Annotated in this window: 17 protein-coding genes and 1 pseudogene; 13 read left to right on the top strand and 5 right to left on the bottom strand. The window is 64.8% G+C overall.

All coding sequences use genetic code 11. From position 1 onward, the window contains the following. The first annotated feature begins 339 nt into the window (after window positions 1–339). The 5 genes from ACWTPI_RS27220 to ACWTPI_RS27200 all read left to right on the top strand — a co-directional run bounded on the left by ACWTPI_RS27220 (window position 340) and on the right by ACWTPI_RS27200 (window position 2,988). Window positions 340–648, top strand: a complete 309-nt coding sequence (locus ACWTPI_RS27220) for a hypothetical protein (RefSeq protein WP_454740814.1) — start codon at window positions 340–342, stop codon at window positions 646–648. A gap of 444 nt (window positions 649–1,092) precedes the next feature. Next, window positions 1,093–1,389, top strand: a complete 297-nt coding sequence (locus ACWTPI_RS27215; protein ID WP_454740813.1) for a class I SAM-dependent methyltransferase — start codon at window positions 1,093–1,095, stop codon at window positions 1,387–1,389. A gap of 78 nt (window positions 1,390–1,467) precedes the next feature. Further along, window positions 1,468–1,734, top strand: coding sequence for a hypothetical protein (locus ACWTPI_RS27210; protein WP_454740812.1), 267 nt, complete (start codon window positions 1,468–1,470; stop codon window positions 1,732–1,734). Between the two features lie 557 nt (window positions 1,735–2,291). Then, window positions 2,292–2,615, top strand: a complete 324-nt coding sequence (locus ACWTPI_RS27205; RefSeq protein ID WP_454740811.1) for a CzcE family metal-binding protein — start codon at window positions 2,292–2,294, stop codon at window positions 2,613–2,615. A 97-nt stretch (window positions 2,616–2,712) separates the two neighbouring features. After that, window positions 2,713–2,988, top strand: coding sequence for a hypothetical protein (locus tag ACWTPI_RS27200; RefSeq protein WP_454733279.1), 276 nt, complete (start codon window positions 2,713–2,715; stop codon window positions 2,986–2,988). 258 nt (window positions 2,989–3,246) lie between these two features. On the opposite strand, the pseudogene ACWTPI_RS27195 reads toward ACWTPI_RS27200, so the two are convergent. Then, a pseudogene (locus ACWTPI_RS27195) lies at window positions 3,247–4,489 on the bottom strand (type II restriction endonuclease). 140 nt (window positions 4,490–4,629) lie between these two features. On the opposite strand from ACWTPI_RS27195, the gene ACWTPI_RS27190 reads away from it, so the two are divergent. The 8 genes from ACWTPI_RS27190 to ACWTPI_RS27155 all read left to right on the top strand — a co-directional run bounded on the left by ACWTPI_RS27190 (window position 4,630) and on the right by ACWTPI_RS27155 (window position 13,049). Then, window positions 4,630–5,094: a hypothetical protein gene (locus ACWTPI_RS27190; RefSeq protein ID WP_454731563.1), complete on the top strand. Its 465-nt coding sequence runs from the start codon at window positions 4,630–4,632 to the stop codon at window positions 5,092–5,094. A gap of 141 nt (window positions 5,095–5,235) precedes the next feature. Next, a complete protein-coding gene (locus ACWTPI_RS27185) occupies window positions 5,236–5,454 on the top strand; it encodes a hypothetical protein (RefSeq protein WP_454731562.1) in 219 nt (72 codons plus the stop codon). 152 nt (window positions 5,455–5,606) lie between these two features. Beyond that, window positions 5,607–6,005, top strand: a complete 399-nt coding sequence (locus ACWTPI_RS27180) for a copper resistance protein (RefSeq protein WP_454731561.1) — start codon at window positions 5,607–5,609, stop codon at window positions 6,003–6,005. A gap of 72 nt (window positions 6,006–6,077) precedes the next feature. Next, on the top strand, window positions 6,078–7,385 hold the full coding sequence (locus tag ACWTPI_RS27175; protein WP_454731560.1) for a TolC family protein: 1,308 nt from the start codon (window positions 6,078–6,080) through the stop codon (window positions 7,383–7,385). After that, window positions 7,382–8,950 (top strand): efflux RND transporter periplasmic adaptor subunit, encoded by a 1,569-nt coding sequence (locus ACWTPI_RS27170; RefSeq protein ID WP_454731559.1) that lies wholly within the window; start codon window positions 7,382–7,384, stop codon window positions 8,948–8,950. Before ACWTPI_RS27175 ends, ACWTPI_RS27170 begins: the two co-directional genes overlap by 4 nt. After that, the gene (locus ACWTPI_RS27165; protein WP_454733270.1) at window positions 8,947–12,117 is read left to right on the top strand and encodes an efflux RND transporter permease subunit; all 3,171 of its coding nucleotides are present in this window, start codon (window positions 8,947–8,949) and stop codon (window positions 12,115–12,117) included. Before ACWTPI_RS27170 ends, ACWTPI_RS27165 begins: the two co-directional genes overlap by 4 nt. Beyond that, window positions 12,114–12,461: a copper-binding protein gene (locus tag ACWTPI_RS27160; protein ID WP_454731557.1), complete on the top strand. Its 348-nt coding sequence runs from the start codon at window positions 12,114–12,116 to the stop codon at window positions 12,459–12,461. Before ACWTPI_RS27165 ends, ACWTPI_RS27160 begins: the two co-directional genes overlap by 4 nt. Window positions 12,462–12,884: 423 nt before the next feature. Then, window positions 12,885–13,049, top strand: a complete 165-nt coding sequence (locus tag ACWTPI_RS27155) for a hypothetical protein (protein ID WP_454731556.1) — start codon at window positions 12,885–12,887, stop codon at window positions 13,047–13,049. A gap of 64 nt (window positions 13,050–13,113) precedes the next feature. Here ACWTPI_RS27155 and merA read toward each other — a convergent pair whose 3' ends face one another. Genes merA through merT form a run of 4 tightly spaced genes read right to left on the bottom strand, consistent with a single transcriptional unit; the run spans window position 13,114 to window position 15,916 of the window. Continuing rightward, window positions 13,114–14,799, bottom strand: a complete 1,686-nt coding sequence (gene merA / locus ACWTPI_RS27150) for a mercury(II) reductase (protein WP_454731555.1) — start codon at window positions 14,797–14,799, stop codon at window positions 13,114–13,116. 32 nt (window positions 14,800–14,831) lie between these two features. Then, entirely contained in the window at window positions 14,832–15,251 is a 420-nt protein-coding gene (gene merC / locus ACWTPI_RS27145) for an organomercurial transporter MerC (protein ID WP_454731554.1), read from the bottom strand. A 25-nt stretch (window positions 15,252–15,276) separates the two neighbouring features. Next, complete coding sequence (gene merP, locus ACWTPI_RS27140) at window positions 15,277–15,552, bottom strand: mercury resistance system periplasmic binding protein MerP (protein ID WP_454731553.1); 276 nt, start codon at window positions 15,550–15,552, stop codon at window positions 15,277–15,279. Between the two features lie 13 nt (window positions 15,553–15,565). After that, window positions 15,566–15,916, bottom strand: coding sequence for a mercuric ion transporter MerT (gene merT / locus ACWTPI_RS27135; RefSeq protein WP_454731552.1), 351 nt, complete (start codon window positions 15,914–15,916; stop codon window positions 15,566–15,568). Window positions 15,917–15,935 lie beyond the last annotated feature (19 nt).

Below are 15,935 nucleotides of genomic sequence, written 5' to 3'. Positions count from 1 at the left end.
CCGTTCTCCCGCGGATCGGCGTGCCGAGCCCAATGGGAGGCCGGCGCGCGATGGTGCCTCAGGCAGCACGGTGCGACCCCTTTCATCCGAGGCACTCCGCCGCTGCAGAAATTCGCTCGCATGCCCGCCGGGACGCCGTCATGCCCTTCGGTAACGGCGGCCCACCATGCCCCAGGCTGATCCGCGGCAGAGCCGCCGTGGTGCGATGGGCGCTGCGTCTGTCATGCCCCTGTCATTTTGCCGTCAGGCCGCTTCTATAAACTCCGCATTCAATCGATGCCTGCTGTCGCCGGATGAAGGCTTTTGCGCCACCTATCGCTTTGGTTAGTTGTGCTTGCATTGCCAATCCAGAACGTTGGCGCGGCGGCAACGCTCTCCTGCGCCGAGCTGCAGCAGGGGCGGGTCGCCGGCGCCGTGCTCGACGCCGCTGAGGAGGCGAGCGCCGACAATACCGACGCACTTGGCGACACCACATCGCATCACTGCCTGGCCAGCAAGGAACGCGGCAAGGCGCGCGGTTGTCATGCCTGTTCCTCCTGCACGGCGGCTTCGCCGCTAACCATGGCCTTCTGGTCGGCACAAGCGTTGCCTAACAACCGGCATACCGCTTACCTCTCCGAACACGGCATTTTCCAGCACGACGCCTGAGACGTTGCTACGCCCGCCTTCCCGGCATCTCTGAGGCCGCCGACGCCGTTCCGTTCGCCGGCCATCTCCACCCCGTTCATAGATGTCGTCCTTCGGTTGACCGAGGGCGAACCCTGCCTGCACTCGCGCGCTCGCGATGGCAAGGCAGGCAATTATGGTGCAGCGTTTGATTTCGCCCTGCGGTCGCGCTCGCACAATATTGGAGACAGCGATGCGTATCTGTAATCAATGTAAGGCCCCGCTCAAGATAGACGTGTGGGCCTGCACCGCCTGCGGTTGGCAACCCCGTGTCCACGCGGGCGTGGTTTGCCTGGCGCCAGCCATGATCGTCGACCATGATGGTTTTCACGAACCGCTCTTTGTTGAGTACGAGGGACTCGAAGCGAAGCACTTCTGGTTTGTCTATCGTCGCCAACTGATCCTGGCTGCGCTGCAGCGCTACTTTTGCCTGACCTGCGGTCATTCATGGATGTCGGGTGCGGGACCGCCGAGAACCTGCGGGCGATCCAGGCGCGCTTTCCGCGTGCACGCCTGGTGGGCGGCGAGGCATCGATGCACGCACTGATGACGGGGCAGCGCAAATGCAAAGCCCAGTTCTTGCAGATGGATGCCCGCGCGATTCCCTTCACCGACGCGTTCGACGTCATGGGGGCGTTTGACGTCATCGAACACGTCGAGGACGACGCCCTGGTCTTGGCAGAGATGTACCGTGCGTGCAGGGCAGATGGGGGATTATCTTGACGGTGCCGAACATCCCTCGCTGTGGAGCCACATGGACGAAGTGGCCAAGCACAAGCGGCGCTATCGCGCCGGGACCTGGTGACAAAGGTCGAGTCAGGCGGGTTCGAGATTGTCGACGTCACCTCGTTCATGACGCTGCTTTTGCCTGCCATGGCCATCTCCCGGCTGCGGCAGCGCGCCAAGCCGCCTCGCGACGCCATGGATGACGGCTTTCGCATCGGGGCGGCCTTGAACGGCGTGCTAGGCGGTGTTTGCACCATTGAGCACAGCCTTCGAGCCGGCCTGCGCTTTGCAGCGGGCGGCTCGCTGCTGGTGGTGGCCAGGAAGAAGGGTTGGACATCATGAGGAACGGCAGCCACTCGTTGACCGGTACGTCACGTGAGGACAAGCACCTGCACCGCACCGGCTGCCATCGGCCGTTGAAATCAGTACGTCTGCAGCAACCGACGCGGCATTGCGAGGCGTTGTTCCGGTATGCCGAGCGCTGCAACGGCAACGCGTCGCGGCGCGGCGGGCTGGGAGTCTCGCGTCTCTGAAGCCCGGTTAGGTCGCCAAGCTGACGTTGGCGTACCCATTTCTGCGCCAGGCGTGGGACCGAGGCGAGGGAGCTTACATGGATGTAATTGCCGGGTAACGTCTCGGTGAGCGGTGGCTACCTACCATGGCAGTTAAGAGGTTCTGCCTCGAAACGTCAATGGAGAGCATCATGAATACCAAGAAGACCGCCTTTACCGCACTGGCGTTGTCGGCCCTTTCCGTGCTGTTGGGTTCGCCAGCGTGGAGCGCAGCCAGACCAGAACCAATGCAGGGGACAACTGGGCGCAGCACGTGCAGCGGCAAGCCGCTGAACAAGCCGGCGGCGCCTGCGCCGCGCGCAGTTGCCCGGCGCGGCTCCCAGCGCGATGGCCGAAGCGGGGGCTGCCACACCGTTGGGGCCGCAGGCGGCGCTCTTCGGTAGCCTGGCGCCGGCGAACACGACCTCGCGTGCGGTGACGCTCGGCCCAGGCCTGAAGTCTGTCAATGTGGCCTCGGGCGACACGGTCACCTTCCGCAGTGGCGCGCAGGAAGCCACCTGGACATTCGCCGAATTCGTTCACGGCTCATCCGTGGATCTTGGCATCTGTACCAGGCGCTGCCCAACGCCCGGGGCGTACGCGTCTATATCGAGCGCAGCAAGCTCTATACCGGCGGCTGAAGATCCCAGACTGTCAGGAGTGCCGACATGACAGATTTGTCATTTCGTCGTCAGGCCCTGGTGGGCTACACAGTTACACACTGTAAGTGCAGGCTCACCGAGCCACTATGGAAGCAAGGAGAAACATAATGCGTACGTTGAAGAAGACTGCCCTTGTGGCACTGACCCTGGCAACCCTTGGCAGCGTCGCGGGCATCGCGCAAGCCGGCGTGAATTCGCCGCGTGATCCCTTTACCGCTGGGGGGCACGCGATGGGCACGCGCGATCCTTTCACCGATGGCAGCCACGCCATGGGCACGCGTGATCCGTTCACCGACGGTAGCCACGCCATGGGCACCCGTGATCCGTTCACGGATGGCAGCCACGCCGTAGGCCCGCGGGACACCTTCAGCGACGGCGCCTGACCTCGGCACCGCACCGTCTCGCCGGGACGGATGGGTCGCCCGGCTGGCGGGTACCTTGCCGCGGTGCGGGTATCGGGGGATTAGCCCGATACCCGCCTAGGTGCTCACGCGCATGCCCCAGGGTCTGGCTCTGACCAAGGCCCAGCGGCTCATCATCGCGCCTTAGGCGCGATGATGTTTTCCATCGCCGGCCCACACGCCGTTGCCATCTGTAACGGCGTCGTGTCGCCCGGCGCTTTTTCCTAGAAAGTGCCAATTTCAGAGCTGTCTCGCGATGGCTTCGATCGGCTTCAGGCCGCTGCCAAAGCGCGCGATGCTTTCGCGATGCTCGCGCAGGCTGGAGTCGGGGACGTATCGGATATTGAGCGCCGACACGCGGCTGAAGGCCGGCCGGCTTAACTGCGCGCGCACATCGCCTTCCCGATCATCCGGCGCGACCAGAAAGAGGTGCTTGTGGGCGGACTGGTCGGAACCCAGCGCCAGGTCCAGTAAGCGCACGATCCCGGAATAGATCGAGGTGGTATGTTCGACTTCAAAAGCTGCCTCGACCTCAGTGTTCGTGGCGTTCAGCCAGACGGTGTCGATGAGAGGAACGGTATCGCCACCCGCCACAAGCAGCGCCGGCGGCAAAGTTTCGACCCTTCTCAGGGGTTCCCCGTTGTACAAGCGGCTTCTGTCGTTCGTGGCAATCCAGACTGCGAAGCCGAGCGACTTGCCGAGATCGCGCAGCCATCCCTGCACCTCGGTATGGGTGGCGTCTTCGGTTTCGCCCCCAGTTGAATCTGCCTGGCAAGCGCGGCGGCCTGCTCGCGCACCTCGGCCAGTTCCTGCTGCCATGCGGCCACATCGCCTGCCTGCGCTTGCCGCGGTGGCAGCGGATAGCGTTGCATGCCGAGGTCAAAAAGCAGGCCCGCGATGGCGCCAAGATCGTTGGACAGCAGGTCCCGATAGCGCTGATTCAGTGCCAGTACCCCTTCGCGCATTGCCAGATAGTGGTCCCATTTGCCAAGCTTGACCGACGATCCCGTCAGCGCGTTATATCCGTTGACGATCGCCGTATTGAACGGCACGACCAGCGTCAGGGGATGAATAAAATAGAGCAGGTTGGCAGCGGCCGGCCCCAGCCCTTTAATGCCGAGGCTGCTGAGTTGGCGAATCGCGTTAAGGACTTCCAGCTCGGTGTCACAGCAATTGCAGGTGTGGGCCACGGCGCGCTGGTTCTCGGCGTTCTCATAGATGTCCGGGATGCGCGGGTTTCGCTACTCCACAGAAAGGCGTGATCCGCGCCTTTGAAAATCTGACGCTGTTCAGCGATCGAGGACACTACGGTCTCCAGGGACGACCCACGGTACGCATTGCCGAATGTTCCTCCCTGGATCTCGTCGACGACGGCCCCGATGCCGCGCCGGATGGAACGGAAATTCTTGAGACGCTCGGGCCAGAGAAACCAAGTTTGATAGGTGTGTTCGCGGTATTCCGGCGGGCATGCGACCAGCAGCAGTACGGTGTGGCCGAGCACCTGCTAGCCGCCCTGGAGCGATTGGCCGGCGGGGACAATCGCTTGCTCGACGAGGTCTACCTGTCGTTCGCGTCGCCCGGTTCTGCGGGCCGGGCGACGCCGGAACCGCCGGTGGCTCGAGCATGATGAAGACCTATACTGAAGACAGATCCGCGACGGCGCTACCGCGCGTCGGCTCGGAGCGCCCAATGCGTAAGCATATGAAACAGTTTTGGCGTGTCGTCATGCTGCTGACCCTGGCGCTGGCTTTGCCCCTGCGGGCGCAAGCCGGGCCGTTGGACAGTTGCTGTGTCGCCGGCCTGGCTGACATGCCTGCTCATATGCCTGTGCAAGGGGCGCAGGCCAGTGTCGAGACCGCCAGCCCGCATGACTGCGTCAGTCACAGCTGTGCCGGCGACCGGCATGCCAGCGGCCCGTCTCGTATTCCCTGCACGTCCTCCGCTTGTGCGGTCTTCGCTGGCACGCCGTTAGCAACCGGGTCCACCACGGATGCATGGACCAGCGTTTTGGTCGCCCATCCGGAATTCGCGTATCTCTCCGTCGTTCCGGCTCGCCTCGAGCGCCCGCCGAAACGCGTCCGTCTGTAGCGCAATCCCGCCACACAGCGTTGCCGCAGCTGGCGCCTCCGCGCCACGCGTGCTCCTGTCTGACTTAGCCATTTGCAGTGTTGCCTGCCGCCCGCTCTTGGGGTTTAGGCGGTCCCTGCCTATACGGAACGAGGAATAATCATGAAATCCCTGCTTCACGCTCTTGTGGGCGCCGTCGCCCTGGCGCTCTCGCTATCGGCCGTCGCCGGACCTGATTGGTATGTGATCGAAAAGGCTCGTGCCGCCAAGCGAGCTGAGGCGCAACAACAGAAACAGCAGACGGAGGACCACGCGGCGATGATGCGCGACCATGCCGCCATGATGCAAAAGTGTCGCGAAATGATGGGTCAACCCAAGTAACCGAGCCCGCGCTCCGGTGCCTGCGTTCGCGTGGCTCGCCGGAGCGCTCCCCCGGATGGGCTACCCCGTCTGCATTAGATCTGGGGCAAACCGCACGATGTGCCGGAAGAGCCCAAACGCTGCTACCATTCGCCTCAAACCGAGTCTTCCACGTGCGTACCCGTTTTCGCCGGCTTTGGCTTGCCGCCTTCCTGTTGAGTACATTCCTGACAGTTCAGCTGGCAGCGGCCGCCTACGCCTGCGCGGGCAGCCGGTATTCGATGGAAGGGATGGCGGACATGGCCGGCATGACGGAGTCCTGTCCGGACATGACGCAGAAGGCCGAAGCGCCGGCTGCCCATAATGGCTTGTGCCTGGAGCACTGCCAGCTTGGCTCCAAGTCGGCCGACCACCCCAGCGCGCAGATTCCTGCGTTCCAGCCCGTGCTCGTCAATCTGGTTGAGCCGGCGTTGGTACCGGTAGTCGTCAGCCAGCGAGCGGCCTACGCCGACGCGGTGCCACGCGGGCCCCCTCGCCCCCTGCCCATCCTCCACTGCTGTTTCCGAAACTAGCCTCCGCAGCAACGCCTACTATCGTGCCCTGAACCATAGTCTTCAGGGTGGTCGTTGCTTTGCGGAGGCTTTATGCATTTGCGTTTTCCCTTTGCGTATGGGTGCCGGCTGACGCTCGCCCTTACGCTGTTCGCCGCTGCCCATCCCGGATGGGCGCAGCCCGCGGCCGCACTCTCCGTGCAGGAAGCCGTGGCGCTCGCGTCTTCCCGCTCGACGGATGCCGAAACATCGCGCTCAGCGGTCCAGTCCGCCATCGAGATGGCGGTGGCTGGCCGACAGTTGCCAGACCCGGTCCTGAAGGTCGGCGTCAATAACGTGCCGGCTGATGGCCGCGACGGGTTTTCCCTCGGCACAGACTCGATGACGATGCGCTCGATCAGCCTGATGCAGGAATTCACCCGATCGGCCAAGCGCGAGGCCCGCGCTCAGCGTTTCGAGGCTGAGGCCTCGTCGGCAGAGGCCCAGCGTACGGCGGCGCTGGCGACGGTGCAGCGTGGCGCCGCCACGGCCTGGCTGGACCGCTGGTACGCCGAACGTGCCTACAGCGTGCTCACCGAGCAGGCGCAGTCCATCAAGCTGATGGTGGAGGCGGCGCAGGCTGCCTATCGCGGCAACCGCGGCTCCCGTGCGGACATCCTGGCCGCCGAACTGGAACTCCGGCAACTGCAGGATCGCGAAGACGAGGCCCGCGCCGCACTGGGGTCAGCCCGAGCGATGCTGCGCCGCTGGGTGGGCGAGGCCGCAGAGCGTCCCCTGGCCGAACGCCCTGGCCTCGAGGCGCCGGCCTGGCTCAACACCCTGGACGCCGACGGCGTGGCGCAACTGCCGGACGTGGCGGCGGCCGAGGCACAGGTGGGCGTCGCCGAGGCGGAAAGCCGGGTCGCTCGGGAGAACAAGATCCCGGATGTGAGCGTGGAACTGATGTACAGCCAGCGCGGCCCCGCCTACTCCAACATGGTTTCGCTCAACGTCTCACTGCCGCTGCCCTGGGACCAGAAGCATCGCCAGGATCGGGAACTGGCCGCAAGGCTTGCGCAGGCCGACGCTGCGCGCGCGCAAGCCGAGGTCGTACGCCGCGGCTTGCTCGGGCAGTTGCGCGGCAAGCAGGCGGAGCTGGCGCTCAGCCAGGCGCGGCTCGAGCGCTATCGGAGCACCACCGTGCCGCTGGCCAAGGCACAGACCGAGGCAGCCCTGACCGCCTATCGAGCGGGCGCCGGCACCCTGACCGCTGTGGCCGATGCCAGCCGCAAGGCGCTCAATATTTCGCTTGAGCGCCTGAAGCTTGAGGCTGCCACCGCCCGACTCTGGGCGGACCTGACCTTCCTGATGCCGTTACCCACCGCAGTCCAGCCCACGTCACTGCAAGGAGCTCAACCATGAACAAGACCACGATTGCACGGACGGTGGCAGGCCTGATGGTGGTGGCAAGCGTTGGGGCTGCCTATTACCTCGGTCAACAACAAGGGCGCCAGCAGTCGCCCGCGTCGGCAACCGCGGGCGGCGGCGCCAGCGGTGCCGCCCTCAAGGCGGGCGACATTGACCCGAAAACTGGCAAGCGCCTCCTCTACTGGCACGACCCGATGGTGCCAGGACAGCGCTTTGACAAGCCGGGCAAGTCGCCGTACATGGACATGCCGTTGTCGCCGGTGTACGAAGAAGCCAGCGGCGGCGCGGCCGTCACCATCGACAGCCGCATGACACAGAACCTTGGCATCCGCACGGCCGAGGTGAAGACCGGCCGGCTGGAGGCCGCCTTGCAAGTACCGGGCAATGTCGCGATCAATGAACGCGGCATCGAAGTGCTGCAGGCCCGCACCAGCGGATTCGTAGAACACGCGTATGCCCGGACCACCCTCGATCCGGTCCGAAAAGGTCAAGCGCTGGCGCAAATCTATGCGCCGGAATGGGTCGCGGCGCAGGAAGAATACCTGGCGGTCAACCGGATGGATGGCAGCCTACAGCGCGAGCTGCGCGAGGCCGCCATTGCGCGCATGCGTCAGGCTGGCATGACCGAGAGCCATATCCGGCTGGTACAGTCCACCGGCAAACTGCAGCCGCGGCTGACGATCACCAGTTCGGTGGACGGCATCGTCACCGAAATCGGTGCGCGCGACGGCATGACGGTCTCACCGGGAACGACCCTCTTTCGCATCGCGAGCCTTGCGACCATATGGGTCATCGCCGAGGTGCCTGAGAGCCAGGCCGCCCCGTTGCGGCCCGGACAGACGGTGTCGGCCACCGCCGCAGCCTTGCCCGACGAGACGCTGTCGGGCAAGGTCGATGCCATCCTGCCGGATATCAGCGCCGGTACCCGCACGGTCAAGGTGCGCATCGAATTGCCGAACAAGGCACGCCAGCTGTTGCCCGGCATGTTTGTCTCGGTGCGCTTTGACGCCGCCCCCGGACCGGATCGCCTGCTGGTACCAACCGAGGCGCTGATCCGTACCGGCACGCGCACGGTCGCCATGGTGGCATCCGGCCAAGGCGGATTCAGCCCCGTGGAGGTCAAGACCGGCGCGGCTGCGGGCGGCCAAACCGAAATCATTGAGGGTCTCAAAGCGGGCCAGAAGGTGGTCGTTTCCGGACAGTTCCTGATCGACTCGGAGGCGAGTCTGCGCGGCACTGCACAGCGCATGACCGCGCCCACGGCCGCGTCGGCAGCCGGCGCGTCGGCCCCTGGTGCCGCAGCAGCGCCCGGGCCAGAACATCAAGGCGTCGGCCGGATCGAGGCCGTCACCGAGCAGAGCATGACGATCTCCCACGGGCCCATTCCGTCAGCGCAGTGGGGCGCCATGACGATGGAGTTTGGCGCGCCGCCAGCCGGCATGCCCAAGGGATTCAAGCCGGGGGATCAGGTCCGGTTCCGCTTCCGACTGGACAAGGACGGCGTGGCGACCCTGTCCGCGGTCGAGTCGGCTGCCGCCGTTGCGGGAGCGAAGCCATGATTGCCCGACTCATCCTCGCCTCCATCCGCAATCGCTTCCTGGTGCTGCTCGCCACCGTCATGGTGACCGCGTGGGGACTTTGGGCGGTACAGAGTACGCCGCTCGACGCCTTGCCAGACCTGTCCGACGTGCAAGTGATCATCCGCACGCCCTTCCCTGGGCAGGCGCCGCAGATCGTGGAAAACCAGGTCACCTATCCGCTCACCACGACCATGCTGTCGGTGCCCGGGGCCAAGACCGTGCGCGGCTACTCGTTCTTCGGTGACTCCTATGTCTATGTGCTGTTCGAAGACGGCACCGACCTGTACTGGGCGCGCTCACGCGTGCTCGAGTACCTGAACCAGGTGCAATCGCGGCTGCCCGCGGCAGCCAAGCCCGCGCTCGGACCCGATGCGACCGGCGTCGGCTGGATCTATGAGTATGCCTTGGTCGACAAGACCGGCCAGCATGACCTCAGCCAGTTACGGGCGCTACAGGACTGGTTCCTGCGCTTCGAGCTCAAATCGCTGCCCAACGTCGCCGAAGTGGCCTCGCTCGGCGGCATGGTCAAGCAATACCAGATCGTGCTGATGCCGGATCGGCTGCGCGCCTATAACCTGTCGCAAGCCAAGGTGCTGGCAGCGCTCAAGGGCGCCAACCAGGAAACCGGCGGCTCGGTGCTGGAGTTGGGTGAAGCCGAGTACATGGTCCGGGCGACCGGCTATCTGAAAACGCTGGACGACTTTCGCCAGATTCCGCTGGTGACGAGCGACGCTGGCATCCCGGTATGGCTGGGCGACGTTGCCACCGTGCAACTCGGCCCCGAGATGCGGCGTGGCATTGCCGAACTGAATGGCCAGGGCGAAGTGGCCGGCGGCGTCATCGTGCTGCGCTCAGGCAAGAATGCCCTGGAGACCATTGAAGCGGTCAAGGCCAAGCTCGCCACCTTACAGAAGAGCCTGCCCAAGGGCGTCGAGATCGTTACGACGTACGACCGCTCGGCACTGATCAAGCGGGCGGTGGCCAATCTCACCACCAAGCTGATCGAGGAATTTGCGGTCGTGGCGCTGGTCTGCCTGGTGTTTCTGTTTCACCTGCGCTCGGCGCTGGTGGCCATCGTCTCGCTGCCGCTGGGCGTGCTGGCCGCCTTCCTGGTGATGCGCTACCAGGGGGTGAATGCCAACATCATGTCGCTGGGTGGCATTGCCATCGCCATCGGCGCGATGGTCGATGCCGCGGTGGTCATGATCGAGAACGCGCACAAGCATCTCGAGCACTGGCATGCCGACAATCCGCAGCGCGAACTCCGCGCCCATGAACACTGGCGCGTCATCGGCAAATCTGCCGCCGAGGTTGGGCCTGCCCTATTCTTCTCGCTGCTGATCATCACGCTGTCGTTTATTCCGGTGTTCACACTGGAGGCGCAGGAGGGCCGGCTCTTCTCGCCGCTCGCCTTTACCAAGACCTATTCCATGGCGGCCGCAGCGGGATTGTCCGTCACCCTGGTACCGGTGCTGATGGGTTACATGATCCGCGGCAAGATCCCGTCGGAGCAGGCCAATCCGCTCAATCGCTGGCTGATTCGCGGCTACCAGCCGCTGCTCGGCAAGGTCCTTGCATATCCGAAGACCACCCTGGCGATCGCCGCCGTGCTGCTCATCGCCACCGCGTGGCCCATTATGCGCATTGGCGGCGAATTCATGCCGCCCCTGGATGAGGGCGATCTGCTCTACATGCCCTCGGCGTTGCCAGGCCTCTCCGCAGGCAAGGCCTCCCAGCTCCTGCAGCAGACCGATCGGCTCATCAAGACCGTGCCGGAGGTGGCGACCGTGTACGGCAAGGCGGGCCGCGCCGATACCGCCACCGATCCGGCGCCGATCGAGATGTTCGAGACCACCATCCAGTTCAAGCCCAAGGACCAATGGCGTGCCGGCATGACCACCGACAAGCTGGTCGAGGAACTGGATCGGGTCGTCAGGGTGCCAGGGCTGTCCAACATCTGGGTGCCGCCGATCCGCAACCGCATCGACATGCTCGCCACCGGCATCAAAAGCCCGGTGGGGATCAAGGTCGCCGGTACCGACCTGAAGGAAATCGATCGCCTGGCCACGCGCATCGAGGAGGCCGTCAAGACGGTTCCGGGGGTCACTTCCGCGCTGGCCGAACGGCTCACGGGCGGCCGGTACATTGACGTCGATATCGATCGGGGCGCTGCGGGTCGGTACGGCCTGAACATTGAAGACGTTCAGGCGATCGTCTCATCGGCCATCGGTGGCGAAAACGTCGGCGAAGTGGTCGACGGGCTCGCGCGCTTTCCCATCAATGTCCGGTATCCGCGTGACTATCGGGACTCCATCGAGCAACTGCGCAGCCTGCCCATCGTGACCGACAAGGGGCTGCAAATCACGCTGGCCGACGTTGCGCGCATCCAGGTCGTGCAAGGGCCGCCCATGCTGCGCAGTGAAAACGCGCGACTCTCCGGGTGGATCTACGTCGACATTCGCGGCAGGGACCTGCGCTCTGCCGTGCAGGACATGCAGGCGGCGGTCGCCAAAGCCGTCCCGATGCCAGCCGGATACTCCCTGAGTTGGTCGGGGCAGTTCGAGTATCTCGAGCGCGCCACCGCGAAGCTGAAGGTGGTGGTCCCGTTCACGCTGCTGATCATCTTCGTCCTGCTCTATCTGGTATTCGGCCGTCTGGATGAGGCACTGCTCATCATGGGCACCCTGCCGCTGGCCTTGATCGGCGGCTTCTGGTTACTCTATCTGCTGGGGTACAACCTATCGGTCGCGGGGATTGTCGGCTTCATCGCACTCGCCGGGGTCGCTGCGGAATTCGGCGTCATCATGCTGCTCTACCTGAAACACGCTTGGCAAGCACGGCTCGAGGATGGGCAAAGCAATCTCGCGGCCCTGCTCGATGCCATCGAGGAAGGCGCCGTGCTGCGTGTGCGCCCAAAGGCGATGACCGTCGCTGTGATTCTGGCCGGCCTGCTGCCGATCATGTGGTCGCACGGCACCGGCTCAGAAGTGATGCAGCGCATCGCTGCGCCAATGGTCGGCGGCATGGTGACGGCGCCGCTGCTGTCCATGTTTGTGGTCCCGGCGGTGTATCTGCTGCTACGCCGCCGTCAGATCAAGCAAACTTCCCTTTCCCCCAACCTCACACCTCAGGAGGAATCGCAATGAAACACCTCAAGACCCTCGCCGCCGCCCTGGCCATCATTGCCGCACCGGCTGTGTTCGCCGTGGGTTCGATGGACGGCATGGACATGAAGGCACCCGCTGCACCCGCTGCCTCACAACAAGCGGCTCGGCCGGTGTCCGCAGAAATCAAGAAGATCGATGCGCAGACCGGCAAGGTTACGCTCAAGCACGGCCCGATTGAGAACTTGGGTATGCCCGGCATGACCATGGCGTTTCCGGTCAAGGATCGCGCCTCGCTTAGCAAGTTCAAGGAAGGCGATGCCGTGTCGGTGACCTTCGACAAGGTGGATGGCGCGCCGACGGTCGTTGACATGCAGCGCAAATAATCCGCGCCATGCGCGTACGGCTTGCTGCCAACGGCCGTGCGCGTTCTGACCCGCCGGCAGGGCCTAGCAACGTCAAGCCGGTAGGCATTGGCGCCTTTGCGCAACGATCCTGGCTAGCCAAATCCGAATCGAAATCAGACCGTGCGCCACAACCCTTTTGATCTGCCCCACGATGTCCTCGTCGTCGTCCTGAGCTCACTGGCAATCATCCTTGGTATGCTCGGACTGTTTGCTTGGTATCTGCGACGACAGCACGGCTCTCGCCGGCGAACCCCCAACCAGCATGGCACGGTCTCGCGCAAGCGCACCAGGAGGTCGACGAGACGGCGTAAATAGCGGTCGGAAAGGGGGCGTCCACGGGTTACCTGCTTGCCGCTACGGCGCGCACGGGTGGGGGCTTGGCTTCCATTGAATCATCATGGTATGGGCGACGTCGGTGCCCAGGCCGCCGCTACTTTGCTTGCATCCGGGCTAGCAACAGCTCAGGCCACCCATCATGCGCTGATGCATCAAAAGCATGCCTACCACACCAAGGATGGCAAGCACGCCGATGGCAGCGCACACAATCAAGATGACTTTCCAAATTGACGATTTGTTCACGCTTTGTCTCTCATAATGCCAGCTGATGCCGGCAAAGTGTTTCCCTTTCTCGTCATCCGGCACAACAGGATAGCTGGCTCACGTCTTTACTGAACGTCTGCGCCGCGAGCTTCAGGCCCTCGACCATTGTCAGGTACGGAAACAACTGGTCTGCCAGCTCCTGCACGGTCATCCGCGCCCGGATCGCCAATGCTGCCGTCTGGATCAGTTCGCCTGCTTCCGGCGCCACCGCCTGCACGCCGATCAAGCGGTCCGATCCTGCCTCGGCGACCAGCTTGATGAAGCCGCGCGTGTCGAAATTGGCGAGCGCGCGCGGCACGTTGTCGAGCGTCAGCAGCCGGCTATCGGTCTCCATGCCGTCGTGGTGGGCTTCCGCCTCGCTGTAGCCCACGGTGGCGACCTGCGGGTCGGTGAACACGACCGCCGGCAATGCGCTCAAATCGAACGCGGCATCGCCTCCGGTCATATTGATCGCCGCGCGGGTGCCGGCCGACGCCGCCACGTAGACGAACTGCGGCTGGTTGGTGCAGTCGCCGGCGGCGTAGATATGCGGCGCCGTGGTGCGCATGCCATTGTCGATGACGATGGCGCCCTGCGCGGTGACCCTCACACCCGCCGCCTCCAGTGCCAGCTCACGCGTGTTGGGCGCGCGGCCCGTGGCGACCAGCAACTGGTCGGCGCGGATCTCGCCGTGTCCGGTAGTGAGCACGAATTCGCTGTCGGCGTAGGCCACCTGGCTGGCCTGCGTGTGTTCCCGCACTGTGATGCCCTCGGCGCGGAAGGCGGCCGTGACGGCCTCACCGATCGCCGGGTCCTCGCGGAAGAACAGCGTGCTGCGCGCCAGGATCGTGACCTGGCTGCCGAGCCGAGCGAAGGCCTGCGCCAACTCCACAGCCACCACCGACGAGCCGATCACGGCCAGCCGCTTCGGCAGGGTGTCGCTGGCCAGCGCCTCGTTCGAGGTCCAGTACGGGGTGTCCTTCAGACCGGGGATCGGCGGCACCGCCGGACTGGCGCCAGTGGCGATCAGGCAGCGGTCAAACGCCACCTCGCGCTCCCCGCCTTCGACCACGCGCACGCTCAGGGTGTGCCCGTTCTGGAAGCGGGCCTCGCCGCGCAGCACCGTGATGGCAGGCGTGCCTGCCAGGATGCCCTCATACTTGGCGTGGCGCAGCTCATCGACACGCCCCCGCTGCTGGCCGAGCAGGCGCTCGCGCAGGATCGCCGGTGGCGTGGCCTGGATGCCCCCGTCGAACGGGCTTTCGCGACGCAGATGAGCGATGTGGGCCGCGCGGATCATGATCTTGGACGGCACGCAGCCGACATTGACGCAGGTGCCGCCGATGGTGCCGCGCTCGATCAGCGTCACCCGCGCGCCTCGCTCGACGGCCTTGAGCGCCGCCGCCATCGCGGCGCTGCCGCTACCAATGACGGCAATGCGCAGGGCGCTGGCTTGGTCCCCGCCCTTGTCGCCGCCGCCCAGCCAGCCTAGGGCCTTGTCGAGCGGGCTGCCGCGATTTTCCGCCGGCGGGGCCTCGGCGAGCATGGCCCGGTAGCCGAGTCCGGCCACGGCCGCGGTCAGCGCATCCGGCCACGTGTCGGGCTCGGCAGCGATCCGCGCCGTCCCCTTCGGGTAGGACACGACCGCCGACCGCACGCCCGGCACCTTCTCCAAGGCATCCTTGACGTAGACGGCGCACGCGTCGCAGGTCATGCCAGTGATCTTCAGGTGGGTCATGCCACAGTTCCTTCTATCATGGCCAACGCGCGTCAGCCGCGTTTGGCCAGCAGTTCACAGGCGTCCGGTGCGCCGCAGCGCTTCGCCGGCGAGACGAAGTCCCAGATCGATACCCCGACCATGAAGGCCAGGCCGACATAGAGCAGCGCTTCGCTGCACCAGCCAACCATCAAATACACCGCGGCCAGCACAAGGAGCGGGCCGATCACGCCGAGCGCGGTCCGTTGCCACTGCCGATGGTTAAGCCATCCGATCCCATTGGCGAGCAGCGCGATGCCAGCGAACGCCGGCAGCAGGATACGAATGAACAGTCCCTCGTACTGACGCAAGAAGCCCAGGCTAATGGCCGCGCCCAAGCTGGCGATAGCGGGAAAACAACTCGCACAACCCATCGCCGAGACGACGCTGCCGAGGGCACCGGCCTTGTTGACCATGCGCATGATCAGTCCCATGGCGTCGCTCCCTCGCTCCCGTGGCTTACTGCTTGACGCTGGACAGATAGCCCGCGTTCTCGGTCGCCTTGGTCAGTTTCTGCACGCTGGTCTTGGCATCATCGAAGGTGACGACGGCCTCGCGCTTCTCGAAACTCACGCTGGTCTTACTTACGCCGTCGACCTTGGAGAGCGCTTTCTTGACCGTGATCGGGCAGGTCTCGCAGGTCATGCCCGGCACGGACAATGTGACGGTTTGCATCGCGGCCCATGCGGGAGCGACGGCGGCGGCGAGAGCGAGGGCGGCAAACAGCTTTCTCATGGCGAACTCCTGATCAGTAGAACCATGGCGTGACGTAGGGAAATCCGAGCGCGACCAGAACCAGCAGGGCGACGAGCCAGTACATGAGCTTGTAGGTGGCGTGTACCTGCGGGATGGCGCAGGCCTCCCCCGGGTTGCAGACTTGCGGCGGACGGAAAATGCGCCGCCAGGCGACGAACAGCGCCAGCACTGCGGTGCCGAGGAACAGCGGCCGGTATGGCTCCAGCGCCGTTAAGTTACCGATCCAGGCCCCGCTGAAACCAAGCGCGATCAGGACCAGCGGCCCCAGGCAGCAGGTGGAGGCGAGGATGGCGGCGAGCCCGCCGGCGAAGAGCGCACGGCGCCCGGCTTGCGGTTGCGGCATGCGTTTGTCCTTTCGAAGT

The organism is Cupriavidus ulmosensis, from assembly GCF_977008105.1.
This window is presented reverse-complemented; position numbering and strand designations above follow the sequence as displayed.